Source organism: Streptomyces sp. SCA2-17, assembly GCF_044336695.1.
In genome coordinates this window covers 6,888,246-6,912,973 of the sequence record NZ_CP117521.1, presented here as the reverse complement: position 1 = coordinate 6,912,973, position 24,728 = coordinate 6,888,246, and the positions used below count along the sequence as shown (strand labels likewise).

Genomic DNA, 24,728 nt, shown 5'->3' with positions numbered 1-24,728 from the left:
TATGCAGCCGCGCGCGGAGAACGGCCGAATCATGTGATCAGGGGCGAAGCCGGCTAGGGGCGAAGCCGGCTGCGGATGCCGTGCGGGGCCGGGCCCGTCAGGACACACTCGTTCCATGGGCACCAGCAACAAGCGGATCGCGGCCACGCTGCTGCGGATGTACGGGCGGACGTACGCCGAGGAGGCGGGCATCCGGCTGCGGGACACCCCGCAACCGCTGTACCGGCTCCTCGTGCTGGCCTCCCTGCTCAGCGCGCGGATCCGGGCGTCCGTCGCGGTTGACGCCGCCCGCTGTCTGGCGAAGGCCGGGATGAAGGATCCGCGGCGGATGGCCGGGGCGACCTGGCAGCAGCGTGTGGACGCGCTGGGCGAGGGCGGCTACCGCCGCTACGACGAGCGCACCGCCACCCAGCTCGGCGACGGCGCGCAACTGCTCCTCGACCGTTACGGGGGCGACGTCCGGCGGATGCGTGAGGAGGCGGACGGCGATCCGAAGCGGCTGCGGAAGCTGTTGCAGGAGCTCCCGGGGCTCGGGCCGGCGGGGGTGGCCATCTTCCTGCGGGAAGTGCAGGGCGTGTGGCCGGAGGTGCATCCGTGTTTCGACGGCAAGGCCGGTGAGGGCGCCGCACGCCTGGGCTTGCCGAGCACTCCCGGGGCGCTGGCACGGCTGGTCGGGCGCGAGGACGCTCCGGCGTTCGCGGCCGCGCTGGTGAGGGCCGCGCTGGACAAGGAGATCGCCGGTGAGGTGAAGGAAGCCGCCCGTGCCGGGAAGGGGGACTGACCGGCAGGGCGGCTTCGCGTGAGGCGGTGAAGTCACCGCGGGAGGCGGCCGGCGGGCCGAGGTCGGCGACCAGCCGGTCGGAGCGGTCCGGGCAGCCGGCCCGGACGGGCCGGCGGTGCGGCCTGCCGGGCAACCCGCCGCAGCGTGCGCCCGGCGGCGGCCGCCCGGGGCTCAGGTCCGGCCCAGCGCCTTGCGCATCGCGTCACGGGCGCGGTCCGCCACGGCAGCCGGGGGGCCGAGCAGGGCGTTCCCGGTAAGGGACTCCGTCCCCGGGTGCGGGCGGGTGGGCGCGACGGCTTCCGCCGCGCGCACGGCCTTGGCGAGTGCCTGCAGCCGGGCGGGGTCGCCCGCCTCCAGCAGACGGGTGAACTCGTAGGTTTCCTCGGCCCGCGCGTGGGCGCGCACGGAGTCGCGCAGGGAGGTGAACTCCTCCACGAAGGCGGGGCCGTCGGGGTCCATGTGCTCCAGGCGCTTCAGGCTCCGCTTGGCCTCGTTCTCTTCCTTGAGCCGGTCGGCCACTACGTGCTCGCCGCCGTCGGCGGCCTGCCGGGCGTACGGGTGAACGACCTCTTCCTCGGCCGTCTCGTGCACCGCGAGCAGGTGGACGAGCTGCCGGAAGGCATGCCGCCGCTCCTCTCCGGTGCGCTCCAGCACGTCGTCGAGCAGGGTCCGGATCTGCTCGTGCTGATTCATCAGCAGCGCCACGACGTCGTTGCTCTCCGGCCGCTGGCCGGCGGTGTCCGTGTACCCCATGGTGTCCTCCTCGGGGATGTCGGTCGTATGCGTCGGCACGGTCGTGCGCGTACCCCGGGCCGTGGCCCTGACACACCGAAGACTCCGCCGAAGGCCCTGCCGAAGGGACTCGGGGTCAGGTCCGGAGGCTGAGACCGGCCCAGAACTCGGCGACTTCGGCCCAGGGGAAGAGCGGTCCGGGGTCGATGCGGCGGTGCACCTGCACCTCGGGGCGGTCGGCGGCCGGGACCAGGGCCGTGTCGAGATCGCTGTGCCGGTGGAGGTCGGTGAGGCGGGGGCAGTCCGTGCGGAGGGTCGTCAGGACGTCCATGAGGGACTGCACCTGTGCGGGCGGGAACGGCTCCGTCGGGGTCTGGTGGCCGGCGTCGAACCACCGGGGGTACCGCCCGCGGTTGATCAGCTCGATGCCGATCGACGGGGTGTTGTGTCCCTGGACGTGCTGTGCGACGCGTTCGAGCGGGACGAGCTGATGCACCGTACCGTCGCGGTCGATGTACAGGTGCCCGCACACGCCGCGCCCGCTCTCGCTCTCCCGCGCCGTCTTCTCGGCTTCCAGCAATGCCTCGTCGAAGCCGGGGAGTTCGGTGGCGTGCAGCACCACCGTGGTGATGGCGTCGAGACGGCGCTCGGGCAGCCGGTGATACCAGCTGACGAGGTGGTCACAGCCGTAACGTCCCATGAGGCCCATGGGATCCGACTGTACGCGGCTGTACGTGGCGGCCTACCGGTTTCGCCGGGTGGCCGAGCGTGGCCGCAGCAGGGCCGCTGCCAGCACGGCCGGGACGGTGAGCAGCAGGGTGAGCTCGACCATCGACACGCCGCCGACCTTCTTCTGGCCGATGGATTTGATGGCGTTTCGGTAGACGGGACGGCGGTTTGCCGGTGCCTGCGGGCGGGCGGGGGGCTTCGGGGCCGTTGCCGGAGGCGGCGGGGCAGGGGCGGGGGCGGGTGGCGGGGCGGGAGCCGGCGGCGCGTTGACGACAGGTGCCGGGGGCGGCGGGAGTTGGGCCGGGGGCGCGGGGGCGGGAGCCGGAGGCGCAGGAGGAGGTGCCGGAGCCGGGGGCGCCGGGGCCGGGGGGACCGCCGGCGGCGGGGCGGGTGCGGGCGGCGGTGGAGCGGGAGGTGCGGGCGGGGCAGGCGGAGCGGGAGCAGGTGCGCCGGGCGCGGGCGGGGGTGGAGGCGCGGGGGCGGGCGGGGCCGGCGGTGCGGGAGCGGGCGGGGCCGGCGGTGCGGGAGCGGGTGGCGCGGGGGCAGGGGCCGGTGGGGCAGGAGCCGGGGCTCCCGGCGCGGGCGGGGCAGGAGGGGCGGGAGCGGGAGCACCGGGCGCGGGGGCGCCGGGCCCGGGCGGTACGGGCGCAGGCGGGGCAGGCGGCGCGGGCGCGGGTGGCGGGGCGGGAGCCGGGGGTGCGGGGGGCGCCGGAGCCGGCGGAGCAGGGGCGGGTGGGGCAGGCGCCGGTGGGGCGGGGGCTGGCGGGGCGGGAGCCGGTGCGCCGGGGCCGGGTGGCGCGGGGGCGGCCGGCGGCGTGTTGCGGCACTTCAGCCACACCTCCGCCTCCACTGTTGCGAGCACCTGCGCGGTGACGTCCAGGCACCCCCTGCCGTTGTCGGTCACCTCCGCCTGTGCGGCGCCGCCCAGTGCGTTCACCTTGGCGTGCGACGGCGGATGCGGCGGCAGCAGGCTCGGGAGGTTGTGCAGGAGGGCGTTCACCGAGGTGTTGCCCACCACGGCATGCGCGCCGCCGTCGTCCGCCGCGGCCGCGCCCGTCACCGTGAGGACGACGGCCGTGGCCAGTAGCGCTGCGTACCCTGTTCTCCGCTCCCACCCCATCACGCGGAACAGCCTGCACGCCCCCTCAGTAGGGCCGCCCGCGCTTCCCCAAGGTTCGTCCGATAGGCGGAAAACCACGCCTTCACACCCTCCCGAGGTTTGCGCGCCGACTCACGCGCCCGACTCGCCCGGACCCTCCCTGCCCCGAGCCGGTCGCGGGCCACCGTCAGTGTCCTCGGCGTCCGCCTCGTCGCTGCCGGGGCTCGTCTGTTCGTCCGCTGCCATGGTCATTCGCTATACGCGACGGGCCCGTACCCCGGATGGAGCAGCATCGCCCCGCGCCGCCGCCCGCGGGGGCTTAAGACAGAGGTGACGTACGGGCGCCGGGAGGAGCCGCATGCAGATCGTGGTCGATCTCAACCGATGCCAGGGCTACGCGCAGTGCGTGTTCCTCGCCCCGCAGGTGTTCGAACTGCACGGCGAAGAGGCGCTGCTGTACGTCCCGGCCGTCCCCGACGGCCAGGAGGAGCGCGTGCGGCAGGCCGTGGCGGCATGTCCGGTGCAGGCCATCACGGCCGGGGAGCAGGCGGGCGGCGGCTCCGGTGCCCGGTGAGGCGAGCGGCGGACGGCGCGACGGGCGGATCGTCATCGTGGGGGCGTCACTGGCCGGGCTGCGGGCCGCCGAGACGCTCCGGGACGAGGGGTTCGAGGGCGAGCTGACCCTGGTCGGGGACGAGCCGCAGCTCCCCTACGACCGGCCGCCGCTGTCCAAGCTCGTGCTGCTCGGGAAGGCGGGGGCCAAGGACTGCGGGCTGCCGGGCCGGCGGCCGATCGACGCGCAGTGGCGGCTGGGTGTGCCCGCCTCCGGGGTCGACGCCACCGGGAAGAGCGTGGTGCTCGCCGATGGCGAGCGCCTGCCCTTCGACCGGCTGCTGATCGCCACCGGCACCCGCGCCCGTCCCTGGCCCGTGCCGAGCGAGGCCGCGCTGGAAGGAGTCTTCACGCTCCGTACCAGCGACGACGCGGGCCGCCTCGTCGCGGCCCTGGACGCGGGGCCGGGCCGGGTGCTGGTCATCGGCGCCGGCTTCACCGGCTCCGAGGTGGCATCGGCCTGCCGGGAACGCGGCCTCGAAGTGACCGTCGCCGAGCGTGGCCGGGCGCCTCTGATCGGTGCGCTGGGCGGAACGGTCGGGGACTGGGCGACCCGGCTGCAGCGCGCGCACGGGGTCGACCTGCGCTGCGGGGTCACCGTCACCGCGCTGACGAGTTCGGGGGGCCGGCTCACGGGTGCCGAGTTCTCCGACGGGAGCCGGATCGAGGCCGACGTCGCCGTGGTCTGCCTGGGCGCGGTCCGCAACACCGAGTGGCTCGCCGACTCCGGCCTCGCGGCGGGCCCGCGGGGCGTGGCCTGCGACGCGGGGTGCCGGGTGTTCACCATGTACGGGATCGTCACGGACGACGTGTTCGTCGCCGGTGACGTGGCCCGCTTCCCGCACCCGCTGTTCGAATACCAGCTGATCGCCCTGGAGCACTGGGGCAACGCCGTCGCCCAGGCGGAGATCGCCGCCCACAACATGATCGCGCCCGGCCCGCTCCGCCGGCCCCACCTGGCCGTGCCGTCGTTCTGGTCCGGCCAGTTCGGTCTCAACATCAAGTCCGTGGGCGTGCCCACCTTCTCCGACCAGGTGGTGATCGCCCAGGGCTCGCCCGAGGAGCGCCGCCTGGTCGCGGTCTACGGCTACCGCGGGCGTATCACCGCGGCGGTGACCGTCAACCGGGCCAAGTGGCTGGAGCACTACCGGCGCCTGATCGAGACCGCCGCCCCCTTCCCGCCCGGCCCCGGCGCCGCCGACCAGCTCGCGGACCTCGAACCCGTCCCCTCCGACGTGCCCGACCCGCGGGTCCTCACCCACGGCCCGACCGTCGCCCTCACCGGCCACGTCCCGGACCGCCGCCTGACCCTGGTCCGGCCCGGCGGCTGACGCCGCTCGCTCCCCGAAGGGATCCGTGCATGCCCGCCGACGCCCCCTCCGCCGACACCCTCTTCAGGCGCATCACCGACTACGCGAACCGCGCCGACCCGTACCCGCTCTACGCCGAACTCCGCGAGCACAAGATCGCCCGGCAGGAGGACGGGAAGTACCTGGTGGGCACGTACGACGAGATCGCCGCGCTGCTGCACGACCCGCGCGTCAGCTCGGACCTCCGCAACCGCACCGAGCCCGACCCCGCCATCATGCCGCCGCCGGAAGGGCTGCCGCCCGCCTTCATCGGGCGCGACGACCCCGAGCACGACCGCCTCAGGCGGCTGACCATGCGGCCCTTCGGCCCGCCCCACTCCCCCGGCCGCATCGACGCGCTGCGCGGCGACATCTCCCGCATCGCCGGGCAGCTCGCGGAAGGGCTGCGGGGCAGGGACAGCTTCGACCTCGTCGACGACTTCGCCTTCCCGCTGCCCGTCACCGTCATCTGCGACCTGCTCGGCGTACCGTCCGAGGACATCCCCCAGGTCCACACCTGGGCGGACACGGTCGTCTCCGGGCTCGACTTCACTCCCGGCGAGGACCCGGGAGCGCGCCGGCAAGCCGCCTACGAAGCGCGGTCGGCGATGGGTCAGTACCTCGGCGAGCTCGCCGAGAAGCGGCGTCACAGCCCCACCGGCGACATGCTCTCCGCCCTGGCCAACGAGGACGGCCCGGAGGGCGCGCTCACGCAGCAGGAGCTGATGGTCACCACCGTTCTGCTGCTGATCGCCGGGCATGAGACCACGGTCAACCTCATCACCAACGGCATGCTCACGCTGTTGCGCAACCCCGAGGCACTGGAACGGCTGCGCGCCGAGCCGCACCTGATGCCCGGTGCCGTGGAGGAGCTGCTGCGCTACGAGCCTCCCGTGCAGTTCCTGCCGCAGCGCACGCCGCTGGCCGACATCGAGGTCGCCGGCGTCACCCTTCCCAAGGGCGTGCCGCTGGTCCTCGTCCTCGCCTCGGGCAGCCGCGACCCCCTGCGCTTCCCCGACCCCGACCGCTTCGACCCCGCCCGCGGGGACAACCAGCACTTCGGCTTCGGCAGCGGCATCCACAACTGCTTCGGCGCGCCCCTCGCCCGTCTGGAGACGCAGATCGCCCTCACGACCCTGATCAGCCTCCTGGACAGCCCCCGGCTGCTGAAGGACCCGCCGGAGTACCGCAACAGCCCTGTCCTGCGCGGGCCGCGGCATCTGCTCCTCGGCCAACGTGCGTGAGGACGTAATGGAGCGAGAACTCCTCTCCGCGTGGAACTCGGCGAACTCTCCGTCGGCCAGGCGCTCCCGGCCGGCATTGCTCACGCTGCAGAGACTTGCAAGAAATGCGTCACGCGCCCTGCGACTGCCCTGCAGATTCCGGACTTTGACGAATCCTAGCCGTGTCCGGCTTGCCGGCTGCCGTTCGCTCCACCCGACACAAGCCTGTCGAGTTGTCATGATCAAACCGGCTGCACTTTACTGAGCCATTAATGACTTTTGACGATTTATTGAGCTTCCTTGTGAACTCGTTCCACACGCGCCACAGACCTCACACTCCCGACGTGCACGCGACTGTACGGCCCTACAGCACCAGACCAGATTCAGCCACCTCCGGCCCGGTTCATGCGGCGTAACGCCTGCCGCACTCCTGTGAGGATTTCCCCTTACGACGCCTCGACAGGGGCACGGCGCTCATATGAACATGTGCACACCTCCACTCCGCCTGTGAGAGGGAAGGAGACGACTGCGCCGTGCCGATTGCCCTGTATCGCGCCGAGGCCGATCCTCTGGGGAAGTGGTTATGGCGGAAGAGACACCCGTCACCCTACGGCGTCCAGTCCGTGAAATACGTCAGAAATCCTGCGGAAAACCAAGGTCACGAGTATCGACACAAGAGGGTCATGAATTGCGTCAGTCAGATGCTGGAGTGTTGACTCTAGCTCCCCTTGGAGCAATCAGCCGTTCGCTCAGTGCGTCCACGCCCGTTGAAGCCGGCGAGCCGAAAACATTCTCCGTTCCCATCTCGGCGCTCCTGCCTGGTGAGTATCCCCGCACGCAGGGCCCGGACCCCGAACATGTGGCGCGATTGACCGAAGTCGACGGACCGCTGCCGCCGATTCTCGTCCGCCGGACCGACATGGGCATCATCGACGGAATGCACCGCCTCCTCGCCGCCTTCGCCCGGGGACAAGAAACCATTGAGGTGGAATTCTTCGATGGTTCCGCGGAGGACGCCTTCCTTCGTGCGGTCGAAGCTAACATCGCGCACGGTCTGCCGCTCTCGCAGGCCGACCGCCGGGCTGCCGCCACGCGAATCATCGTTTCCCATCCGCAGCTGTCGGACCGAGCGATCGCACGAGCCTCGGGTTTGGGAGCCAAAGCCATCGCCTCCCTACGGCGCCGTTCAACTGTCGCCGGAGCTCAGTCGAACGCACGTGTCGGTCGCGATGGCCGGGTACGCCCGCTGAGCAGCGTGGAGGGCAGGTGGCGTGCTGCCCAGGTGATGTCGGACAACCCACAGCTGTCCTTGCGCGAGGTCGCGCGCATAGCCGGCATCTCACCGGCCACGGCGAGCGACGTTCGCAAACGCATCCAGGCCGGTCAGTTGCCGTCGGCGCGAAGGCCGGAAGGGGCCGCGTACGCCCTCGCCGACCGTCACGGGGCGTCCACGACTACGACCGTCGACGGAGACGACGACTCGGTACCGGCCTTACCCCAGGACGGCCGCCGCAGCCACGAACGCAGAACCCGGCCTGCACCGCCGGACCCCGGCACACTCCTCGCGAAGTTGCTGCGGGACCCGTCGCTACGCCTCAAGGAAGAGGGACGTCATCTGCTACGGCTGCTCCAGCAGAACGCGGCGGCGGACTGGGTGGACCTCACTGCTGCCGTACCCCCGCACTGCGGTGCGCTGGTGGGAAGCCTCGCACGCCAGTACGCGGCGACCTGGTTGGAGTTCGCACAACGTCTGGACGATCGCGACCAGCTCGCTCCGGGGCGATGAACGGATGACTTGCCTCGGCTTCGGCTACGGGGGCTCGGTGCCGACGCGGCGCAGGCTGCCCTACCGGCTCGTGGTGGACGCCGAGGGGCCTCCTGACCAGTCGGAGGAGGTTCGTACAGAGTGACTACGCGTTCCTCCAACACACAGCGCGTTGGGCGTCGGTACTGTGAACGCCCAATGCGCTGTTTCTCCGCCTGGTTGCAGGGTCGGTCACCGCGCCCTGGCAGGCACAATGCCATGAGCGGGTCGGTCCGACAGGCCGGGGCGGGCTCGCCCGGTCCGCCTGTCACGGACAAGCCGGCCTCAAGCCTCAGCGGCGGCCGTGGGCAGCGCCGTTCCGCCAGCCCCTATCGGTTCGCCGCGTCCTTGGCCATCGCCTCCACCAAGCTCTTGGGCCGCATGTCAGTCCACACGGACTCGATGTAGTCCAGGCATTCCTGGCGGCCGGCCTGGCCGAAGACCGTCTTCCAGCCGCCCGGGACGTCAGCGAAGACCGGCCAGAGCGAATACTGCTCCTCTTCGTTCATCAGGACCAGGAACTGTGCCTGCTCGTCGTCGAATGGATTCGCCACAGTGGGTTTCCTTTCAGTTCCGCGAATTGCCGTGAACATCGCTGTCATGTGTTCAACCGCTTCATCACGCTTGTTGAACGGGCTGCGGAGGATCAGCGGCCCGACTGCCTGATGCGGTCCGTCCGCCACTCGCTCGGTTCAGTACTTGTCGAAGAATTCGATGATCGCTGCGTTGACCTCGTCCGGACGCTCCAGAAATCCCAGGTGCCCGCAGGCGGCGAACTCCCGGTAGTCGCAGTCCGGGATCGCCCGGGCCACTTCGGCACCCAGGTGCGGCGGGGTGACGCGGTCGTCGGCGAAGGAGACGACACGGCACGGCACCTTGATGCCGCGCAGCGCCGCACGCCGGTCCTGGTCGCTCGAAATCCATGCCTGCGCGCCGGCCGGTTTGCCGGCGGTCATCTCGAACAGGTCCAGCCACGCCGCAACGGCGGCGTCGTCGTTGAGGGTGGCCGGGGACAGCATCTGCTGGAGTTCGCTGACCGCAGCGCACACCGGCGGCAACTGAAGGCCGGTGACGGCCAGTTCGCGGTCGGCACGGCTCAGAGCCCTGCGGAACGCGTCAGCGCGGGCCCGGGTGGCCAGCAGGACCGCGGCGCGCACCAGCTCGGGCCGTGCCAGCGCGATCTCCTGGGCGACCATCGCGCCCATCGAGGTCCCGACGATGCGGCAGGGCCCCAGGCTCAGCGCTTCGATGACGCCGACCGTGTCGGCGACCATGTCGTTCATCGAGTACCGGCCGGGCGGGGCGTCGGAAGAGGGCATGTCGCGATTGTCGAAGATGATGGTCTCATAACCGGCGCGGTGCAGCGCCGGGGTCTGATGCGTGGTCCACACCCGGCCGGCCGCCCCCGTACCCATGATCATCAGGACCGGCTCGCCCCGCCCTGAGCGCTCGTACGCCAGGCGGACCCCGTTGACGGCGACCAGCGGCATGGCTTCTCCGAATTCTGGAACGCGCCGGCGTCCGGCCGGCGGAGCGGATGGGTCGGGTGACCGCCTGGCACAGCGGTGCGCACATCGTCGGACGCACGCCGGGCGCGGGCGGGATTCGCGCCGTTCGACCGGCGTTCGCGGAAGTTCCGGACATTCCGCTCCGCCCCGGCACAGCGCCACTATGGCCTGTCACGGCGCAGCGCATCAATACTCGGATCCGGCCGGGCCCGTCGGTGTCCAGAGGACGGCGCCGCTGTTCGAGTGCGGCGCGGGACCAGTTGAACGCCGCCTTCTGTCAAGGAGCCAGTATCCGATGAGAGCACCCGTCCCCGCCCCGTCGCCGGACCGACAGCGGGCGCGCCCATGTCGCTAGGCACTTTCCAGATGCGGCCGCGCATGGATTTGCCACTGACCCGGGAGAAGGTCCGTCCGGGTACGTTCCGCAGGATCCTGCCCTACGCCGCGCGCTATCGTTGGTCTCTGATCCTGCTCGTCGTGGTCACCGCCGTCGACGCCGCCATCACTGCGGCGAACCCCCTGGTGCTCAAGCTGCTCATCGACCACGGCATCGCACCGCGCCAGTCAGGAGTGATCATCGGCTGGGCGGTGACGCTGGCCGCGCTGGCGCTGGTGGACGCGGCGGCCGTCTACACCCAGGCGTGGCTCTCCGGCCGGGTCGGCGAGGGATTGGTGTTCGACCTGCGCACCCGGGTCTTCGACCACGTGCAGCGGCAGCCGCTGGCGTTCTTCGGACGGGCCCAGACCGGCGCGCTGGTGAGTCGGCTCAACTCGGACGTGGCCGGGGCACAGCAAGTCGTCGGCACGGTGCTGACGACGACCGTGTCCACGGTTCTGACCATCGTGTTCACCCTGGCGACGATGTTGTATCTGTCCTGGCAGCTGTGCCTGGTGATGCTGGTGCTGCTGCCCGTCTTCTTCGGCCCGGGCAAGGTCATCTCCCGCCGGATCCAGCGCCTGGCCCGCCAGGAGATGGAGCTGCGCTCCGACATCAGTGCCCTGATGAACGAGCGCTTCGACGTCGCGGGCGCCACGCTCGTCAAACTCTACGGCTGCACCGACCGGGAGTCCGGGCAGTTCGCCGACCGTGCGGCCCGGGTCCGTGACGTCGCGGTACGCACCGGCGTGGTCTCGCGGATCTTCGTAGTCGTCATCGGGCTGCTCGTCGCCCTCACTTCGGCGGTGGTCTACGGTGTCGGCGGCTTGCTGGTGGTGGACGGCGTGGCCGGGATCGGCACGCTGGTCGCGATGACGACACTGCTGCTGCGCTTCTACGCGCCGTTGAACCAGCTGACGAGTCTGCAGGTGGGCATCGCCTCGGCGCTGGTCAGCTTCGAGCGGGTATTCGAGGTGCTCGACCTGCCGTCGCTGATCGCCGAGCGGCCCGGCGCACTCGCGCTGCCCGAGGCCGGCGCGGACCTGGCGGCGGACGTGGAGTTCGAAAGCGTCCGGTTCCGGTATCCGGTGGCCGACGAGGTGTCGCTGGCCTCGCTGGAACCCGTCGCCCGTGCGACGCGCACCGAGTCCGGCGCACCCGGCTGGGTCCTGACCGATGTGAGCTTCCGCGTGCCGGCCGGGCAGATGGTCGCTCTGGTGGGGCCGTCGGGGGCGGGGAAGACCACCATCACCCAGCTGGTGCCGCGGCTGTACGACGCAACTGCGGGAACCGTACGGGTCGGCGGGCACGACGTGCGCGACCTCACGCTGGCCTCGCTAGGGCGCGCGATCGGCGTCGTGACGCAGGACTCGCACATGTTCCACGACACGATCCGTGCCAACCTCCTGTACGCCCGGCCCGAGGCGAGCGAGGAGGAGGTCGAGGCGGCCTGCCGCGCAGCACACATCTGGGACACGATCTCGGCGCTGCCCGAGGGCCTGGACACGGTGGTGGGCGAGCGCGGGCACCGGCTCTCCGGCGGCGAAAAGCAGCGCGTGGCCCTGGCACGGCTGCTGCTGAAGGCACCCCCGGTCGTGGTGCTCGATGAGGCTACCGCGCACTTGGACACCGAGTCCGAGCTGGCGATCCAGCGTGCGCTGGCCGAAGTGCTGGCCGGACGGACCTCCCTGGTGATCGCCCACCGGCTGTCCACGATCCGCGCCGCTGATCAGATCATGGTCGTCGACGGGGGCCGGATCCGCGAGCACGGCACGCACACGGAGCTGCTCGCGGCGGGCGGACTCTACGCCGATCTGTACCGCGCCCAGTTCGCCGGGGAAGACGTCGCGGAGCCCGCCATCGGCGCTCCGGCCGCAGAGGCCTGACACCGAACGCATGAGCCGTGGGGTCGTCGTACGGCCCCACGGCGCTTCAGCCTTGCTCAGACGGCCTCTGCCTGGAGGACCTCGGCCACCGGCCGGCGCGCCCCGACCCGGGCCGGGAACGCGGTCAGCAGTGAGATCAGCACGATCGTCCCGAGCACCACGGCGGTCAGCACGACCGGGCCCGGCAGCTGCGACGGACCGCCATTGCTCACACCGCCGTAGAGCACGATGCCGCCGGGGACGCCCAGCACGGCACCGACGGACACCGGGATCGCCTGCGCGCAGACCAGACCGGCCGCGACCTGGCGCGCGTCGGCGCCGAGCGCACGGGCCACCGCCGAGGAGCGGCGCGCGTCGAGCACCGTCGCCCAGACGATGAAGACGGCGTTGACCGAGGCCAGCAGGCCGATCATGACCGTGATCACCAGCATGGTCTGGCCGATCCGGTCGGCCAGCGGGTTGCTCAGGGCGTCGGGACCGGAGAACTGCTGGGACGCGATGCGCAGGTGGGCCGTCAGGACCGCGACGATGCCACTGACCGTGACGGCGACGCTCGCTGCGGCGAGCGCCGCTCGCCGCGGCCGCCGGGCCACCAGGCGCAGACCGAGCAGCATCGGCACCGGAAGCCGCCTGGACAGCGCGATCAGCAGGCCACGGCGCTTCGGCGCCCGCGCCGCGTTCGCCAGCGCCTGTACGGTGCTGGTCCGCGCGGCCCGCACGGCCGGGAAGAAGGTCGCGACGATCGCCACGGCCAGTGTCGCGGCGACCACGACCGCCGCTTCGACCGCGGTGACCGGCGGCCGCCCTGAGCCGCCGAGCAGGCCCGCGGTGTCACCGGTCAGCTCGGGCGCCACGAGCGCGCCGACACCGATACCGGCCCCGGCCGCGACCAGCGCGACAACCACGTACTCGGCCAGCAGCACCATCGCGACCAGCCGTGGTGTCCCGCCGGCGGCCTTGAGCAGCCCGACCCGGCGCGTCTGGTCGGCCATGCGGCCGCCGACCAGTACCGCCACGCTCGCGACGGCGAGCAGGGTGAGCAGCGAACTGCCGACGAGGAGGTCCGCGCGCACCATGTCAGTCGTCCGGGCATCCCGGTGCCGGACGGCCGGCCAGTCCTCGGCACTGAGCAGAGCCTTGCCCGACGCCGGCCACTGCGTCATCATCTCGTCGGCGAAGGCCGACGCGGAGCCGGGGTTCGCGAGCTTGAGGTTCATCAGGTAGTACAACGGGTTCTGCGTGCTCGCCAGCGCCTGGGCATCGGCCCGCGTGGCCCAGATCAGACCGCTGTTGTCCCGCTCGGGCTTGCCCGCGGACAGCTCGCAACCGCCCAGGCAGGCCGCCGGGAACGGGGCGATGGCGGCACTCACCGCGAGGCCGGAGACCCTGTACTCCTTACCGGCGACCGTGATCCGGTCGCCGGCGCCGACACCGAGCGCGCGGGCCAGTGCGGCCTCCATGACCACCGAGCCGTCCCGGCCGATCCAGCGGCCGGCGGTCAGCTTCGGCTGGTCCACCGCCGCCGGATCTGCGTCCCGGCCCAGCACCTGCACACCAGTCGAACGGCCGTGCGCCCGCACGACACCCCATGTCGAGGGATACGGGCCGCTGCGGGCGGTGACGCCGGGCCGCTGCGCGACCGAGGTGAGCGCGGTGAGCTCGTCGTCCGTGATCACCGGGGCGCTCTCCTTGCCGTACAGACGCAGCACCACGTCCGGGCCGGCCGTGGCGGCCTTGGTCCGCTCGTAGGGCTGCCCGGTCGCGTCGCGCAGCGCCAGGCCCAGGGTCATGGTTGCGCTCGCGGCTGTGATGACCAGCAGCAGCAAGACCGCTTCCGTGCGGCGGCGGCGCAGGTCCCGGAAGGCGAGTCGCAGGGTGAGTCGAAGCCGTCCCATGTCCTCAGGCCTTCCGGTCGGCGATCGCAGCGAACCGGTTGCCGCCCACGCCGGTGGCCCGGGTCTCCTCCGCGATCCTGCCGTCGCGCAGGGCGACGGCCCGGTCCGCGGTCGCAGCGATCCGCGGGTCGTGGGTGACGATCACCAGCGTCTGCCCGGCTTCGCGCAGACCGTCGAAGAGACGGAGCACCTCGGTGGTCGCCTGGCTGTCCAGGTTGCCGGTGGGCTCGTCGGCCAGTACCAGAGCCGGCTCGTTCATCAGGGCCCTGGCGATCGCGACGCGCTGACGCTGGCCACCGGACAGCGCCGAGGGCACATGGCGGGCCCGGTCCGCGAGTCCGACCTGTTGCAGCAGACCGGTCGCGCGCTTGCGGGCCTTGCGGGGCGAGCGGCCCGCGAGCAGGGCCGGCAGCTCCACGTTCTCCACCGCCGTCAGCTCGTCCATGAGCTGGAAGGCCTGGAACACGAACCCGATGGTCCCGCAGCGGAATTTGGCCAGCGCGCGCTCTCCGAGCCTGTCCACGCGCTTGCCGTCAATCGTGATCTCGCCGCCACCTGCCCGGTCCAGCCCGCCGAGCAGTTGCAGCAGCGTGGACTTGCCGCATCCGCTGGGCCCCGTCACCGCGACGGTCTCTCCGGCGGCGATGTCGATGTCGACGCCGTGTAACGCATGGACCGCCCCGCCCCCCGATCCGTACTGTTTGGTGAGCCCTCGGGCACTCAGCAGCGTGCCGTCTTTCACTGTGCTCACTTGAGTCCTCTCTCCTTGTCGGTAACAACTGTCGTTCTGTGCCGGCCGGTCAGGTCGGAGAAGCGCTGAGGAAGCGCAGCACCGCGAGAACGCGGCGGTGGTCGGCATCGGCTGCGGGCAGGTCGAGCTTCGCGAAGATGTTGTTGATGTGCTTGGCCACCGCACTCTCGCTGACTACCAGCGCTTCGGCGATGCCGGTGTTGGAACGCCCCTCGGCCATCAGACCGAGCACCTCCCGTTCGCGCGGGGTCAGCCGTTCCAGCGGATCGCTGTGACGTCGCAGCAGCAGCTGGGCGACGACTTGCGGATCCAGCGCTGTGCCCCCGTCCATCACCCGCCGCACTGCCGCCACGAACTCCCGGACATCGGCAACCCGCTGCTTGAGCAGGTAGCCCACACCGCTGGTGTTGGCTGCCAGCAGGTCGGCCGCGTACCTCTCTTCCACGTACTGCGAGAGCAGTACCACCGCCGTCTGCGGCCACTGCCGGCGGATCACCAGTGCGGCGCGCACCCCCTCGTCGGTGAAGCCCGGCGGCATGCGGACATCGACCAAGGCGAGTTCGGGGCGGTGCTCCTCGACCGCCACCAGCAGCGCTTCCGCGTCACCGACTTCGGCGGCGGTCCGGATACCGCCCATCTCCAGAACCTTGACCAGGCCGATCCGCAGCAGTACGGAGTCCTCGGCGATCACTGCTCGCACGGCAGCTCCGCGGCGACGGTGGTCGGTCCCCCGACGGGGCTGCTGACCCGGAAAGTGCCGTCGACGGAGCCTACGCGCTTGGCCAGCCCGCTCAGTCCCGTACCGGCGGAGGCGTCGGCGCCACCCAGCCCGTCGTCGGTGACATTCACCCGCAGCACTTTCCCCACCCGTTTGACGGTCACCTCCGCACGCGTTGCGCGGGCGTGCTTGGTCGCGTTGGTCAGTGCCTCGGAGACGACGAAGTACGCGACCGACTCCACCGTGGGCGCCATCCGCTCCTCGATGTCGACCCGCAGGCGCACCGGCATGGGCACCCGGGCGGCCAGCCCGGACAACGCCGCATCCAGCCCACGGTCTTCGAGGACGGCCGGATGCAGCCCGCGTACCAGGTCGTTGAGTTCGCTTATGGTCTCCTTCGCCTCGCGGTGTGCTCCTTCTATCACCTCGCGGGCCTCATCCGGCAGATCTTTGAGCGTGGCCACGGCCAGGCCCAGGTTGACCGCCAGGGAGACCAGCCGCTGCTGGGTGCCGTCGTGCAGGTCACGTTCGATGCGGCGGCGCTCGTTGTCGACGGCTTCGATCAGGTCGGTGCGGCTCTCGGCCAGGTGCTCGACACGCTGCTGAAGCTGCTGGGCCCGGCTGGGCCCGAGCAGCGCGGGCGCGAGCCTTATCTCGGCCCGGGCCGCCACCCCTGCTATCCAGGGCGCGGCGCCCAGCAGCGCGAGGCCCCCCACGGTGCAGTACAGCTGCGTCGTGTAGTCGAAGAAGTCCAGGCGTATCCGCACCGGCAGCGCCCAGGCCCACCCGTATGCGGTGGCGCTCGCCAGGCCCGCGGTCCCTGCCACGAGCACCAGCAGCTCCAGCGCGGCCAGGAGCGGGCCGAGCAGAAGGTGATATCCGACCTGACGCCAGGTCTGGACCGAGGACAGCCATCGCACCGTGACCGCCGGCGACCACCGTTCCGGAGTCGCCCCTGGCCGGGGGACGTCCACTCCGAGGTGCGCTCGATAGCGGAGCCGTTGAACGGCCGTCAGCACCGGGACTCCGAGGAGGATGAGGACGAACGACGTGGGGAGCAGGATCCAGTTCTGCGTCTTCGCGACGATGGCCACCCCCCACATCCACAACGGCGCCAGGGCAAGGTGCAGCGGGACACCGACCGCCAGGAAGCCGGTGTCCCGCCGCGCCCGGAGGGAAGCGCGCCGCAGAGCCGGAGGAATCTTCATGGCTCGACGGTAGGACACCGGATGAGGGCGTGCCATGCACCGTGTATCCGGATCAATGGTGAAGCTAGTACCACCCCAAGTCGGGCCCCTGCGTTACCGACTTGGGCGCGCGTCGCAGGAAGACTTGTCCACGTCACTCACTCCAAGCCTGCCTTCGGGAGGAGACACGTCCCATGGCCCTAGTCGATTCGGCAATCTGCCGCGGTCCGGACCTTCCGGCCGCCGTCATTGCGGATGTGATCTCCTTCCCGCGCGCCACTGAATCCCGGGAGCAAAGGGTGAGCGTCCGGACGCGGCGGCTCGGCATGGCGTTGATCGGCTCGGGCATCGCCATGGTGCCCTGGCTGCTGGCGCTGGTCATATCGCTGCCCGGCATGCCCAGCGTCCAGCACTGGCCGATCGCATGGATGGCTCTGGATGCACTGGAGGCGCTGGGGTTGACCGCCACCGGAGTACTGCTGCTGCGCCGGGACCCCCGGCGTCTGCTCACCGCGGCGGCAACCGGCGCACTGCTGATCGCCGATGCCTGGTTCGACGTCACCACCTCGGCCCCCGGCTCCGAACTCGCCCAAGCGATCGCGATGGCCCTGGGCGCGGAACTACCGATGGCGGCCCTGTGCGCCGTGCTGGCCGCGCGCTCCCTCCCGCACCGGAATCCACGGCCGGTGCCGACCACCCCGGCTCTGCCCGCCCGACGTCACCGCGGGTGCGGCTTCGAGTCTCCCCGCCCACACCCGAGGAAGAGCTTCCGATGACCGAGCGTCCCCGAACTCCAGCCGACCCCCTGACGTTCCCCGGCACGGCTTCACCGCGCCCCAAGCCGGTCAAAGCCCCGGAAGGCGACAGCAACAAGGGGGCCGTCGTGGACCTGTTCGTCGAACGGCTCGGGGACCGGATCGACGACCGCGTCGCCGAATCGTTCGACGAGCTGTACGCCGAACGACTGGCCGGCCCTCTCCAGCGGGCCGTAACCCGCGAACGCAGGACCGAGCTCACCGTCGTGATCACCTCGCTGGTCCTCGGCACGCTCGCAACGATCTTCGCCTCCGGTGGGGCCACCGTGCCCTTGATTCTCTGGGCAGGGCTGGTGGTCCTCAACTCCGCCTACTTCTTCCGCCCTCGTCGTCCCCGCTGCTGACCGTCCCGCGTGGCGCAGCCCGGCCGGGCAAGAGGGCCGGGCTCGCCGTGGCGAATCCGTCACGCTCCACCCTGCAGCCAGTTCTCGATCGCCTCCCACGACTGCGCCAGCCGCGCCGGCGTCATCATCTCGGCGTGGGTGCAGTCCAGGCGGACATCGGCGATCTCCCCAGCGACGTACGGCCTCCAGGCCGCAACCGGCTCCGCGCCCCCGGCTTTGTCCCGGGTCGAGGTGACGAGCAGCATGTCACCGTCGAACTCAGGGAACTCATGGGCAGCGAGGATCCGTTGGTTGTTCGCCAGGACCCGGGCCATCACTTCGACCTCGTCGTCGTGGAGCACCGGCAGGGCGCGATCGCGTGCGGCCCGCGCGTGCTCCCGGGCGAGGGCCTGCCGGCGATCCGCCTCCTCCTGCGTTTCCGGTGTGCCGTCGGCCGTCTCCTGCGGCCTTGGGTAGGTGTCCATGACGACCAGAACCACCTGGTTCCCTGCGGCCCGGAGCTGCACCGCCATCTCGTGGACGACGACTCCGCCGAACGACCACCCCAGAATGTGGTAGGGGCCTGATTCCTGGACAGATTTGAGCTGCCGCACGTACGCGCAAGCCATCTCGCGGACGGAGTCTACGAGCCCGCCGTCGGGATCCAGGCCGGGGTCCTGCAGGCCGTACAGCGGCCGCCCCTCGGGGACGATCCGCGCCAGCGGCATGTAGCCCCAGCTCATACCACCCGCAGGGTGGACGCAGAAGAACGGCGCTTCGGTTCCGCCGGTCCGGATGGGCAGGAGCACGCCGAGCGCGTCCTTCAGGGCCGGCATCGCCAGCCGCTCGACGAGCGCCGCCGGTGTCGGGGCTTCGTAGAGGGTGCGCAGCGCGAGCCGGACGCCCCAGCCACGCAGCCTCTCCACGAGCGCCACCGCGAGCATCGAGTGCCCCCCGAGCTCGAAGAAGCTGTCCTGAACACCCACGCGGGCCAGACCCAGGACGTCGGCGAACGCCGCGCAGAGCACTTCTTCGACGCGGGTCTCGGCGTCCTGGCCGGATGCCGGAGAGAACACGGGCGCCGGCAGGGCCCGGCGATCCGTTTTGCCGTGGACGGTCAGCGGAAGGGCGTCGAGGACGACAACCGCCGCGGGGACCATGTGGCCGGGCAGGCGTTCGGCCAGGAACGCGCGCAGGCCGGTCGGCAGTACGGCGCCGGCGTCCGTGTCGCCGCGCGTCACGACATAGGCGACCAGTCGCTTGTCCCCGGGAGCGTCCTCCCGGACCACGGCAGTGGCCTGCGACACCGCTGGATGCGCGGTGAGCGCCGCCTCCACCTCACCGAGCTCGATGCGGAAGCCGCGGATCTTCACTTGGTCGTCGGCGCGGCCGAGGAACACCAGGTGCCCGTCCGCCGTCCGCGACACGAGGTCCCCGGTCCGGTACATCCGTGAGCCGTCGGCCGCGAAGGGATCCGCCACGAACCGTTCCGCGGTGAGCCCGGGGCGGTCGAGGTAGCCGCGGGCCAGCAAGGCACCGTCGACGTACAGCTCGCCCGTTGCCCCTGTGGGTACCGGGCACAGCCGGTCGTCGAGCACGAACAGGCGGGTGTTGTCCAGTGGGGAGCCCAGGTGCGGGGGCTCTTCGGGGGCCAGGGTTCCGGTCATCGACGCCGTCGAGGTGGTCTCGCTCGGGCCATAGGCGTTGATCAGCCGACGTCCCGGCGCCCACCTGGCCACCTGCTCCGCGGGAAGCGCTTCGCCGCCGGAGACCAGCGTCAACACCGTGGGCAGCGAGCCCGGATCAAGCGCCGCCAGCGCCGCCGGCGGCAGTTCGGCGTAGGTCACTCCGGTCCGCGCGACCAGCTCGGCCAGGCCGGCGCCGACCAGGTCCGCCCGGCCCGCGGCCACCACCAGGGCAGCGCCGGAATACCAGGCCGTCGTCATGTCCGAGACCGAGACGTCGAAGCCGATCGAGGCGAACTGCAGCACGCGGTCGTCGGCGCCGAGTCCGAACCGGCGCGTCTGCGAAGCTGCGAAGTGCGCCAACGCACCGTGCGGCACCACGACGCCCTTCGGCCGTCCGGTCGAGCCCGACGTGTAGATCACATAGGCCGGGTGGGCCGGATGGAGCGCGGGCCGTGGTGGCTGTGTCCGGGACGCGGCGATCTCGGCGCCGGTCGCCGGGTCGTCGAGCACGAGGACAGTGCCGGCATCGACCGGCAGGCCGGTCACGGTGGCCCGGGCCGCCAGTACCACGGCGGGAGCGGCATCGGCGATGAGGAACGCGGTCCGCTCGGCGGGGTAGTCGGGGTCGAGCGGAAGGTACGCCGCACCGGTCTTCCAGATCCCCAGGACCGCGGTGTAGAGGTCCGTACCGCGCGGCAGGTACAGCGCCACCAGTGTCTCCGGGCCGACCCCCCGCGCGGCCAACAGGTTCGCCAGCCGGTTTGCGCGGACGTCCAGGCCGGCGTAGGTGAGCGCGTCGTCTCCGTCGATCAGCGCCAAGGCGTCGGGAATCCGGGCCGCGCGGTCGGCGAACATCGCCGGCGCGGTGGTCGGCGCCACCTCCAGTGCGGTGTCGTTCCAGGCATGCAGCAGCCGGTCGTGTTCGGCATCGTCCAGGACCTTGACGTCAGCGAACGGTGTGTCCGGATCGTGCTCGAGCGCGTCGACCAGGTCACGGGCCGCGTTGCTCATCAGGAAGCCGACGTAGGCCGGGTCGACCGGACCGGCCGCGTGGACCGTGATACCGAAGGCCGTGCCCAGGTCGTCGACCGACACCGTCAGCGGGTAGTTGGAGGCGTCCTGGGAGTAGAGCTGCCGGACGCCGGAGGGCCCGTGTGCCTCTGCTTCCCGGGGTTGCGGGGCCTCGCTGTGGCGGTAGTTGAAGAGCGAGGTGAACAGCGGCGCGGGTGCTGCGACTCCACTGGCCTGCTGTGCGAGGGTCAACGGGGCGTGCTCGTGGGCCAGGAGGTCGGCGAGCTGCCCCTGCATCGCCGTCACCGCATCGGCCACGGCTTCCGCGCCGATCCGGGCCCGGACCGGGAGCGTGTTCAGGAACATGCCCGGCATGCGGTCGGCCCCGGATCCGGCGTTCATGCGGCCGAACAGAACGGTGCCGAAGACGACGTCGTCGCGTCCTGACACCCCGGCGAGGACGCGCGCCCACGCGAGATGGAAGAGCGTAGCCGGTGACACGCCGCGGGAACGGGCCTGGTCACGAAGGCGCTGCGCCAGGACGTCGGACAGGGCCAGATGGGAGTGGCTGATGCCCGACCCGTCGCGGAGGACGTCTGTCAGGCCGAATGGTGCGGTGGTCTCGGTGACATCACCCAGTAACCCCGCGAAGTAACGCTCATGCTCCTCACGCGGAACACCCAGCCGGGCATGCCCGACAAACTCCCGGAAAGGAACAGGCTCAGGCAACCCATCACCCTCACCCCGCACAATCGCACCGACCTCGGACAACGCCACATCCCAGCCCGTGTGATCCTGCAACAAATGATGCATCTGCAACAACGCAAGCCAAGAACCCGAACCATCCGGATCAGCAGCCACCGTCACCCGAACCAGCGGAGCACACTCCAGCTCCAACCTCGAACCAGCCGCAACCAACAACTGCCCGACAAGATCCGGCCCCGACTCCAGACTCACCTCAACAACCGGCACCACCGCACGACGCCACACCACCTGCACCGGCTCGGACAACCCCTCCCACACCACCCCCGTCCGATAAATATCATGCCGGTCCACCACCTGCTGCAACGCAGCAAGCACCGCCTCCAACCGGTCACGCGAATCCACCCGCACCACCGTCGGCTGAACATAAGCATCAGCAGTACCGTCATGCACCGACAACACATGATGAAAAAGCATGCCCTCCTGAAGCGGCGCCAGCGGATAAATATCCGCAACATTCCCCGCGCCCCCACCCACCTTCCCCACAATCCGGTCCACATCCGCCTGCGACAACTCCACCAGCGTCAGCATCTCCGGCCTGATCCGATCAGCACCCACAGGGATCAGATTCGGCGGCACCTCAACCCGGGGAACCCCCGCCACCCCCGCAACACCCGCCGGAGTCCCAGACGTAAACAAAGCCCGCACACTGACCAGCACACCCCGCGACCGCAACTTCTCCACCAACGACACAGCCAGCAACGAATGCCCGCCAAGAGCAAAGAAATCATCATCCACACCAACACCCGGCACACCCAGAACCTCAGCAAACGCCGAACACAAAACCTCCTCCACCACCGAAGACGGACCACGACCACCGGACACCTCGTACCCGGGTACAGGCAAAGCCTCACGATCAAGCTTCCCGTTCACCGTCAGCGGCAACGCCTCCACAACCACCACCACGGACGGCACCATGTAATCCGGCAGACGCTCCGACACGAACGCCCGCACCGACGCACCGGCATCAACGTCCTCGGACACCACGTAGGCGACGAGCCGCCTGTCCCCCGGAGCATCCTCGCGCACCACCACGACAGCCTGCGACACCCGCGGATGCGCAGCGACCGCCGACTGCACCTCCCCCAACTCGATCCGGAAACCCCGGATCTTCACCTGATCATCCACACGACCGGCGAACACCAACACACCGCCCGCCGCCCAACGGACCACATCCCCGGTCCGGTACAGCCTGCTCCCCTTCGGGCCGAACGGGTCCGCGACGAACCGCTCCGACGTCAGACCGGGGCGGCCGAGGTACCCGCGCGCCAGCTGCGGCCCGGCGATGTAGAGCTCGCCGGGCACGCCCGTCGCGACCGGCCGCAGCCTCTCGTCCAGCACATAGGCGCGCATGTTCGCCATGGGGCGCCCGATCGGAACGGCGCCGGAGCCGGCGTCGGCCGGGCCGGCCTGGTGGTCGGTGCAGCCCACCGTGGTCTCGGTCGGGCCGTAGTGGTTCACGATCTCCACGCCCGGCAGTCGCGAGCGCCACCGGCCGAGCACCGCGCCGGACAGGGCCTCGCCACCGATCATCAGACGGCCGGTGGGCAGCACCTCGGGCGGAAGCTGCTCCAGTACCGGCAGGTGCGACGGGGTCAGCTTCAGGAACGCGAGCCGCGACCCGGCCAGCAACCGTGGCAGTGTCTCGTCCAGGGGAGCCGCGACGATCCTGCCGCCCGAGGTCAGGCCGCCGAACAGACCGGTCACGCCGGCATCGAAGGACAGCGAGGCGTGCAGCAGGCTGGAATCGGCGATCTCCGGGTACGCGCGACGGCTCCAGCCCGCGTAGTTCGCCAAGCCTTCGTGCGTGACCACCACGCCCTTGGGGGCACCGGTCGAGCCGGAAGTGTAGATGACGTAGGCGGGATGCATCGCGGAGATCGGGACCGCGAGGTCGCCGGTGGCCATGGCTGCCAGTTCCGCCATCGTCTCCGGGTCGTCGAGGACGACAGTGGCGATGGCGGTGTCGGGCAGGCCGGGCCGCGTTCCCTGATCGGTGAGCAGCAGGGCGGGGTCCGCGTCGGCAAGCATGTACGAGATGCGCTCGGCCGGGTAACCGGGGTCGACGGGGACATACACAGCGCCGGCCTTGAGTACCCCGAGCAGGGCCACCACCTGTGTGACCCCACCCGGCAGGCTCAGTCCGACGAGGTCCTCAGCGCCCACACCGCGCGCGAGCAGGAACCGGGCCAGCCGGTTCGCCGCCGCGTTCAGCTCCCCGTACGACAGGGACGATGCTCCGTCGACGACGGCGACCGCCTCAGGATGCTGCGTGGCCTGCCGCTCAAACAGGTCCACGACCAGTCCGTCGGACACTTGCGCCCTGGTGTCGTTCCACGAGTACAGGATCACCTCGCGCTCGATCTCGTCGGGCACGGGCATCGCGCTCACCGGAAGTGTGGGGTCCGCACAGACCGCGGTGAGGACACGGACGAGGCGCTGGGCCAGCAGGTCCGCCGACGCCCGGTCGAACAGGTCCGCCGCCACCGTGATGCCGCCGGCGAGGCCGACCGCGGTCCCGTCCGCGTCGAACACCTCGGACACGGTCACGTTCAGGTCGAACTTGGCGGGAGCCCCGCCGACGCCGATGCCCGAGGCGTTCAGGCTCGGCACGTCGAGGTCCACGCGTTCCGTGTTCTGCATGCTGAGCATGGTCTGGAACAGGGGGTGCCGGGCCATCGAGCGGGTCGGGGCGAGAGCCTCGACCAGGTATTCGAACGGCATGTCCTGGTGCGCGTACGCCGCCAGACTCGTCTCACGGACCCGCTCCAGCAACTCCACGAAGGTCGGATCACCGGACACATCCGTACGCAGCACCAGCGTATTGACGAAGAAACCGACCAGATCGTCCAGCGCCTCGTCCATACGCCCCGCAACCGGCGTACCGATCGGGATATCAGTACCCGCCCCCAACCGGCACAACAACGACACCAACGCCGCCTGCACCACCATGAACAGCGTCACACCACGAGCGCGCGCCAGGGCCTTGAGGTTCTGATGGGTCTCGGCCGGAACGGCGAGTGACGCCGTGTGTCCTCGATGAGTGGGCTCCGCCGGTCGGGGCCGGTCCGTCGGCAGTTCCAGTTCTTCCCGTGCCCCGGCCAGGGCGTCGCGCCAGTAGGCGAGTTGCTCGGAGAGCAGACTGTCGGGGTCGTCGTCCGAGCCGAGCACTTCCCGCTGCCACAGCGCGTAGTCCGCATACTGGACCGGGAGCGGTTCCCAGTCGGGAGCGACACCGCCGGATCGTGCAGCGTATGCCGTGGATATGTCGCGCGCCAGAGGTGCCATGGACCAGCCGTCGATCGCGATGTGGTGCACGATGAGCAGGAGCACGTGGTCCTGCTGTGCCACCTCGAAGAGGTGCGCCCTGATCGGGATCTCGGTCGAGAGGTCGAAGACCCGGTCGGTCGCGCCGACGATCAGCGCCGGAAGCCGCTCCTCGGTCGTCGACACCACGGGCAGGTCGAACGCGATGTCGT

Annotated in this window: 17 protein-coding genes (1 of these 17 only partly in view); 8 read left to right on the top strand and 9 right to left on the bottom strand. The window is 70.8% G+C overall.

Annotation, left to right across the window (positions count from 1 at the left end; genetic code table 11):
- Positions 1 to 115: 115 nt before the first annotated feature.
- Positions 116 to 781, top strand: a complete 666-nt coding sequence (locus PS271_RS30570) for an HhH-GDP family DNA glycosylase (protein ID WP_398386397.1) — start codon at positions 116 to 118, stop codon at positions 779 to 781.
- 171 nt (positions 782 to 952) lie between these two features.
- Here the strand turns inward: PS271_RS30570 and PS271_RS30565 are convergent, their stop codons facing one another.
- The gene (locus PS271_RS30565; RefSeq protein WP_398387125.1) at positions 953 to 1,534 is read right to left on the bottom strand and encodes a hemerythrin domain-containing protein; all 582 of its coding nucleotides are present in this window, start codon (positions 1,532 to 1,534) and stop codon (positions 953 to 955) included.
- 115 nt (positions 1,535 to 1,649) lie between these two features.
- Positions 1,650 to 2,222: an N-acetylmuramoyl-L-alanine amidase gene (locus PS271_RS30560; protein WP_398386395.1), complete on the bottom strand. Its 573-nt coding sequence runs from the start codon at positions 2,220 to 2,222 to the stop codon at positions 1,650 to 1,652.
- Positions 2,223 to 3,699: 1,477 nt separating this feature from the next.
- On the opposite strand from PS271_RS30560, the gene PS271_RS30555 reads away from it, so the two are divergent.
- The 4 genes from PS271_RS30555 to PS271_RS30540 all read left to right on the top strand — a co-directional run bounded on the left by PS271_RS30555 (position 3,700) and on the right by PS271_RS30540 (position 8,311).
- On the top strand, positions 3,700 to 3,915 hold the full coding sequence (locus PS271_RS30555; RefSeq protein ID WP_398386393.1) for a ferredoxin: 216 nt from the start codon (positions 3,700 to 3,702) through the stop codon (positions 3,913 to 3,915).
- Positions 3,905 to 5,284 carry an NAD(P)/FAD-dependent oxidoreductase gene (locus PS271_RS30550; protein ID WP_398386391.1) on the top strand — a complete coding sequence of 460 codons (1,380 nt, stop codon included), beginning with the start codon at positions 3,905 to 3,907 and terminating at the stop codon, positions 5,282 to 5,284. The genes PS271_RS30555 and PS271_RS30550 overlap by 11 nt, the downstream gene beginning before the upstream one ends.
- 29 nt (positions 5,285 to 5,313) lie before the next feature.
- Positions 5,314 to 6,546, top strand: coding sequence for a cytochrome P450 (locus PS271_RS30545; RefSeq protein ID WP_398386390.1), 1,233 nt, complete (start codon positions 5,314 to 5,316; stop codon positions 6,544 to 6,546).
- Between the two features lie 838 nt (positions 6,547 to 7,384).
- A complete protein-coding gene (locus PS271_RS30540; protein ID WP_495656766.1) occupies positions 7,385 to 8,311 on the top strand; it encodes a ParB/RepB/Spo0J family partition protein in 927 nt (308 codons plus the stop codon).
- Positions 8,312 to 8,658: 347 nt separating this feature from the next.
- On the opposite strand, the gene PS271_RS30535 is transcribed toward PS271_RS30540, so the two are convergent.
- Together PS271_RS30535 and PS271_RS30530 are read right to left on the bottom strand one after the other, a co-directional pair.
- On the bottom strand, positions 8,659 to 8,883 hold the full coding sequence (locus tag PS271_RS30535) for an MbtH family protein (RefSeq protein ID WP_398386387.1): 225 nt from the start codon (positions 8,881 to 8,883) through the stop codon (positions 8,659 to 8,661).
- 138 nt (positions 8,884 to 9,021) lie between these two features.
- A complete protein-coding gene (locus PS271_RS30530; protein ID WP_398386386.1) occupies positions 9,022 to 9,819 on the bottom strand; it encodes an alpha/beta fold hydrolase in 798 nt (265 codons plus the stop codon).
- 396 nt (positions 9,820 to 10,215) lie between these two features.
- Between PS271_RS30530 and PS271_RS30525 the strand changes: the two genes are divergently transcribed.
- On the top strand, positions 10,216 to 12,099 hold the full coding sequence (locus PS271_RS30525) for an ABC transporter ATP-binding protein (protein WP_398386384.1): 1,884 nt from the start codon (positions 10,216 to 10,218) through the stop codon (positions 12,097 to 12,099).
- A 56-nt stretch (positions 12,100 to 12,155) separates the two neighbouring features.
- On the opposite strand, the gene PS271_RS30520 is transcribed toward PS271_RS30525, so the two are convergent.
- The 4 genes from PS271_RS30520 to PS271_RS30505 are packed head-to-tail and all read right to left on the bottom strand — an operon-like array spanning position 12,156 to position 16,671.
- Positions 12,156 to 13,994 carry an FtsX-like permease family protein gene (locus PS271_RS30520; RefSeq protein WP_398386382.1) on the bottom strand — a complete coding sequence of 613 codons (1,839 nt, stop codon included), beginning with the start codon at positions 13,992 to 13,994 and terminating at the stop codon, positions 12,156 to 12,158.
- Between the two features lie 4 nt (positions 13,995 to 13,998).
- Positions 13,999 to 14,745 carry an ABC transporter ATP-binding protein gene (locus tag PS271_RS30515; RefSeq protein ID WP_398386380.1) on the bottom strand — a complete coding sequence of 249 codons (747 nt, stop codon included), beginning with the start codon at positions 14,743 to 14,745 and terminating at the stop codon, positions 13,999 to 14,001.
- A 49-nt stretch (positions 14,746 to 14,794) separates the two neighbouring features.
- Positions 14,795 to 15,445, bottom strand: coding sequence for a LuxR C-terminal-related transcriptional regulator (locus tag PS271_RS30510; RefSeq protein WP_398386378.1), 651 nt, complete (start codon positions 15,443 to 15,445; stop codon positions 14,795 to 14,797).
- On the bottom strand, positions 15,433 to 16,671 hold the full coding sequence (locus tag PS271_RS30505) for a sensor histidine kinase (protein ID WP_398386377.1): 1,239 nt from the start codon (positions 16,669 to 16,671) through the stop codon (positions 15,433 to 15,435). Before PS271_RS30505 ends, PS271_RS30510 begins: the two co-directional genes overlap by 13 nt.
- Before the next feature lie 278 nt (positions 16,672 to 16,949).
- On the opposite strand from PS271_RS30505, the gene PS271_RS30500 reads away from it, so the two are divergent.
- Entirely contained in the window at positions 16,950 to 17,426 is a 477-nt protein-coding gene (locus PS271_RS30500; RefSeq protein WP_398386375.1) for a hypothetical protein, read from the top strand.
- Positions 17,423 to 17,809 carry a hypothetical protein gene (locus PS271_RS30495; RefSeq protein ID WP_398386374.1) on the top strand — a complete coding sequence of 129 codons (387 nt, stop codon included), beginning with the start codon at positions 17,423 to 17,425 and terminating at the stop codon, positions 17,807 to 17,809. The genes PS271_RS30500 and PS271_RS30495 overlap by 4 nt, the downstream gene beginning before the upstream one ends.
- Positions 17,810 to 17,868: 59 nt before the next feature.
- On the opposite strand, the gene PS271_RS30490 is transcribed toward PS271_RS30495, so the two are convergent.
- Positions 17,869 to 24,728, bottom strand: the 3' end of a protein-coding gene (locus PS271_RS30490; RefSeq protein ID WP_398386372.1) for a non-ribosomal peptide synthase/polyketide synthase. 15,856 nt of this gene lie beyond the right edge of the window; 6,860 of the gene's 22,716 nt are visible here — the last part of the coding sequence; the start codon falls outside the window, past its right edge — the gene reads right to left on this strand; its stop codon occupies positions 17,869 to 17,871.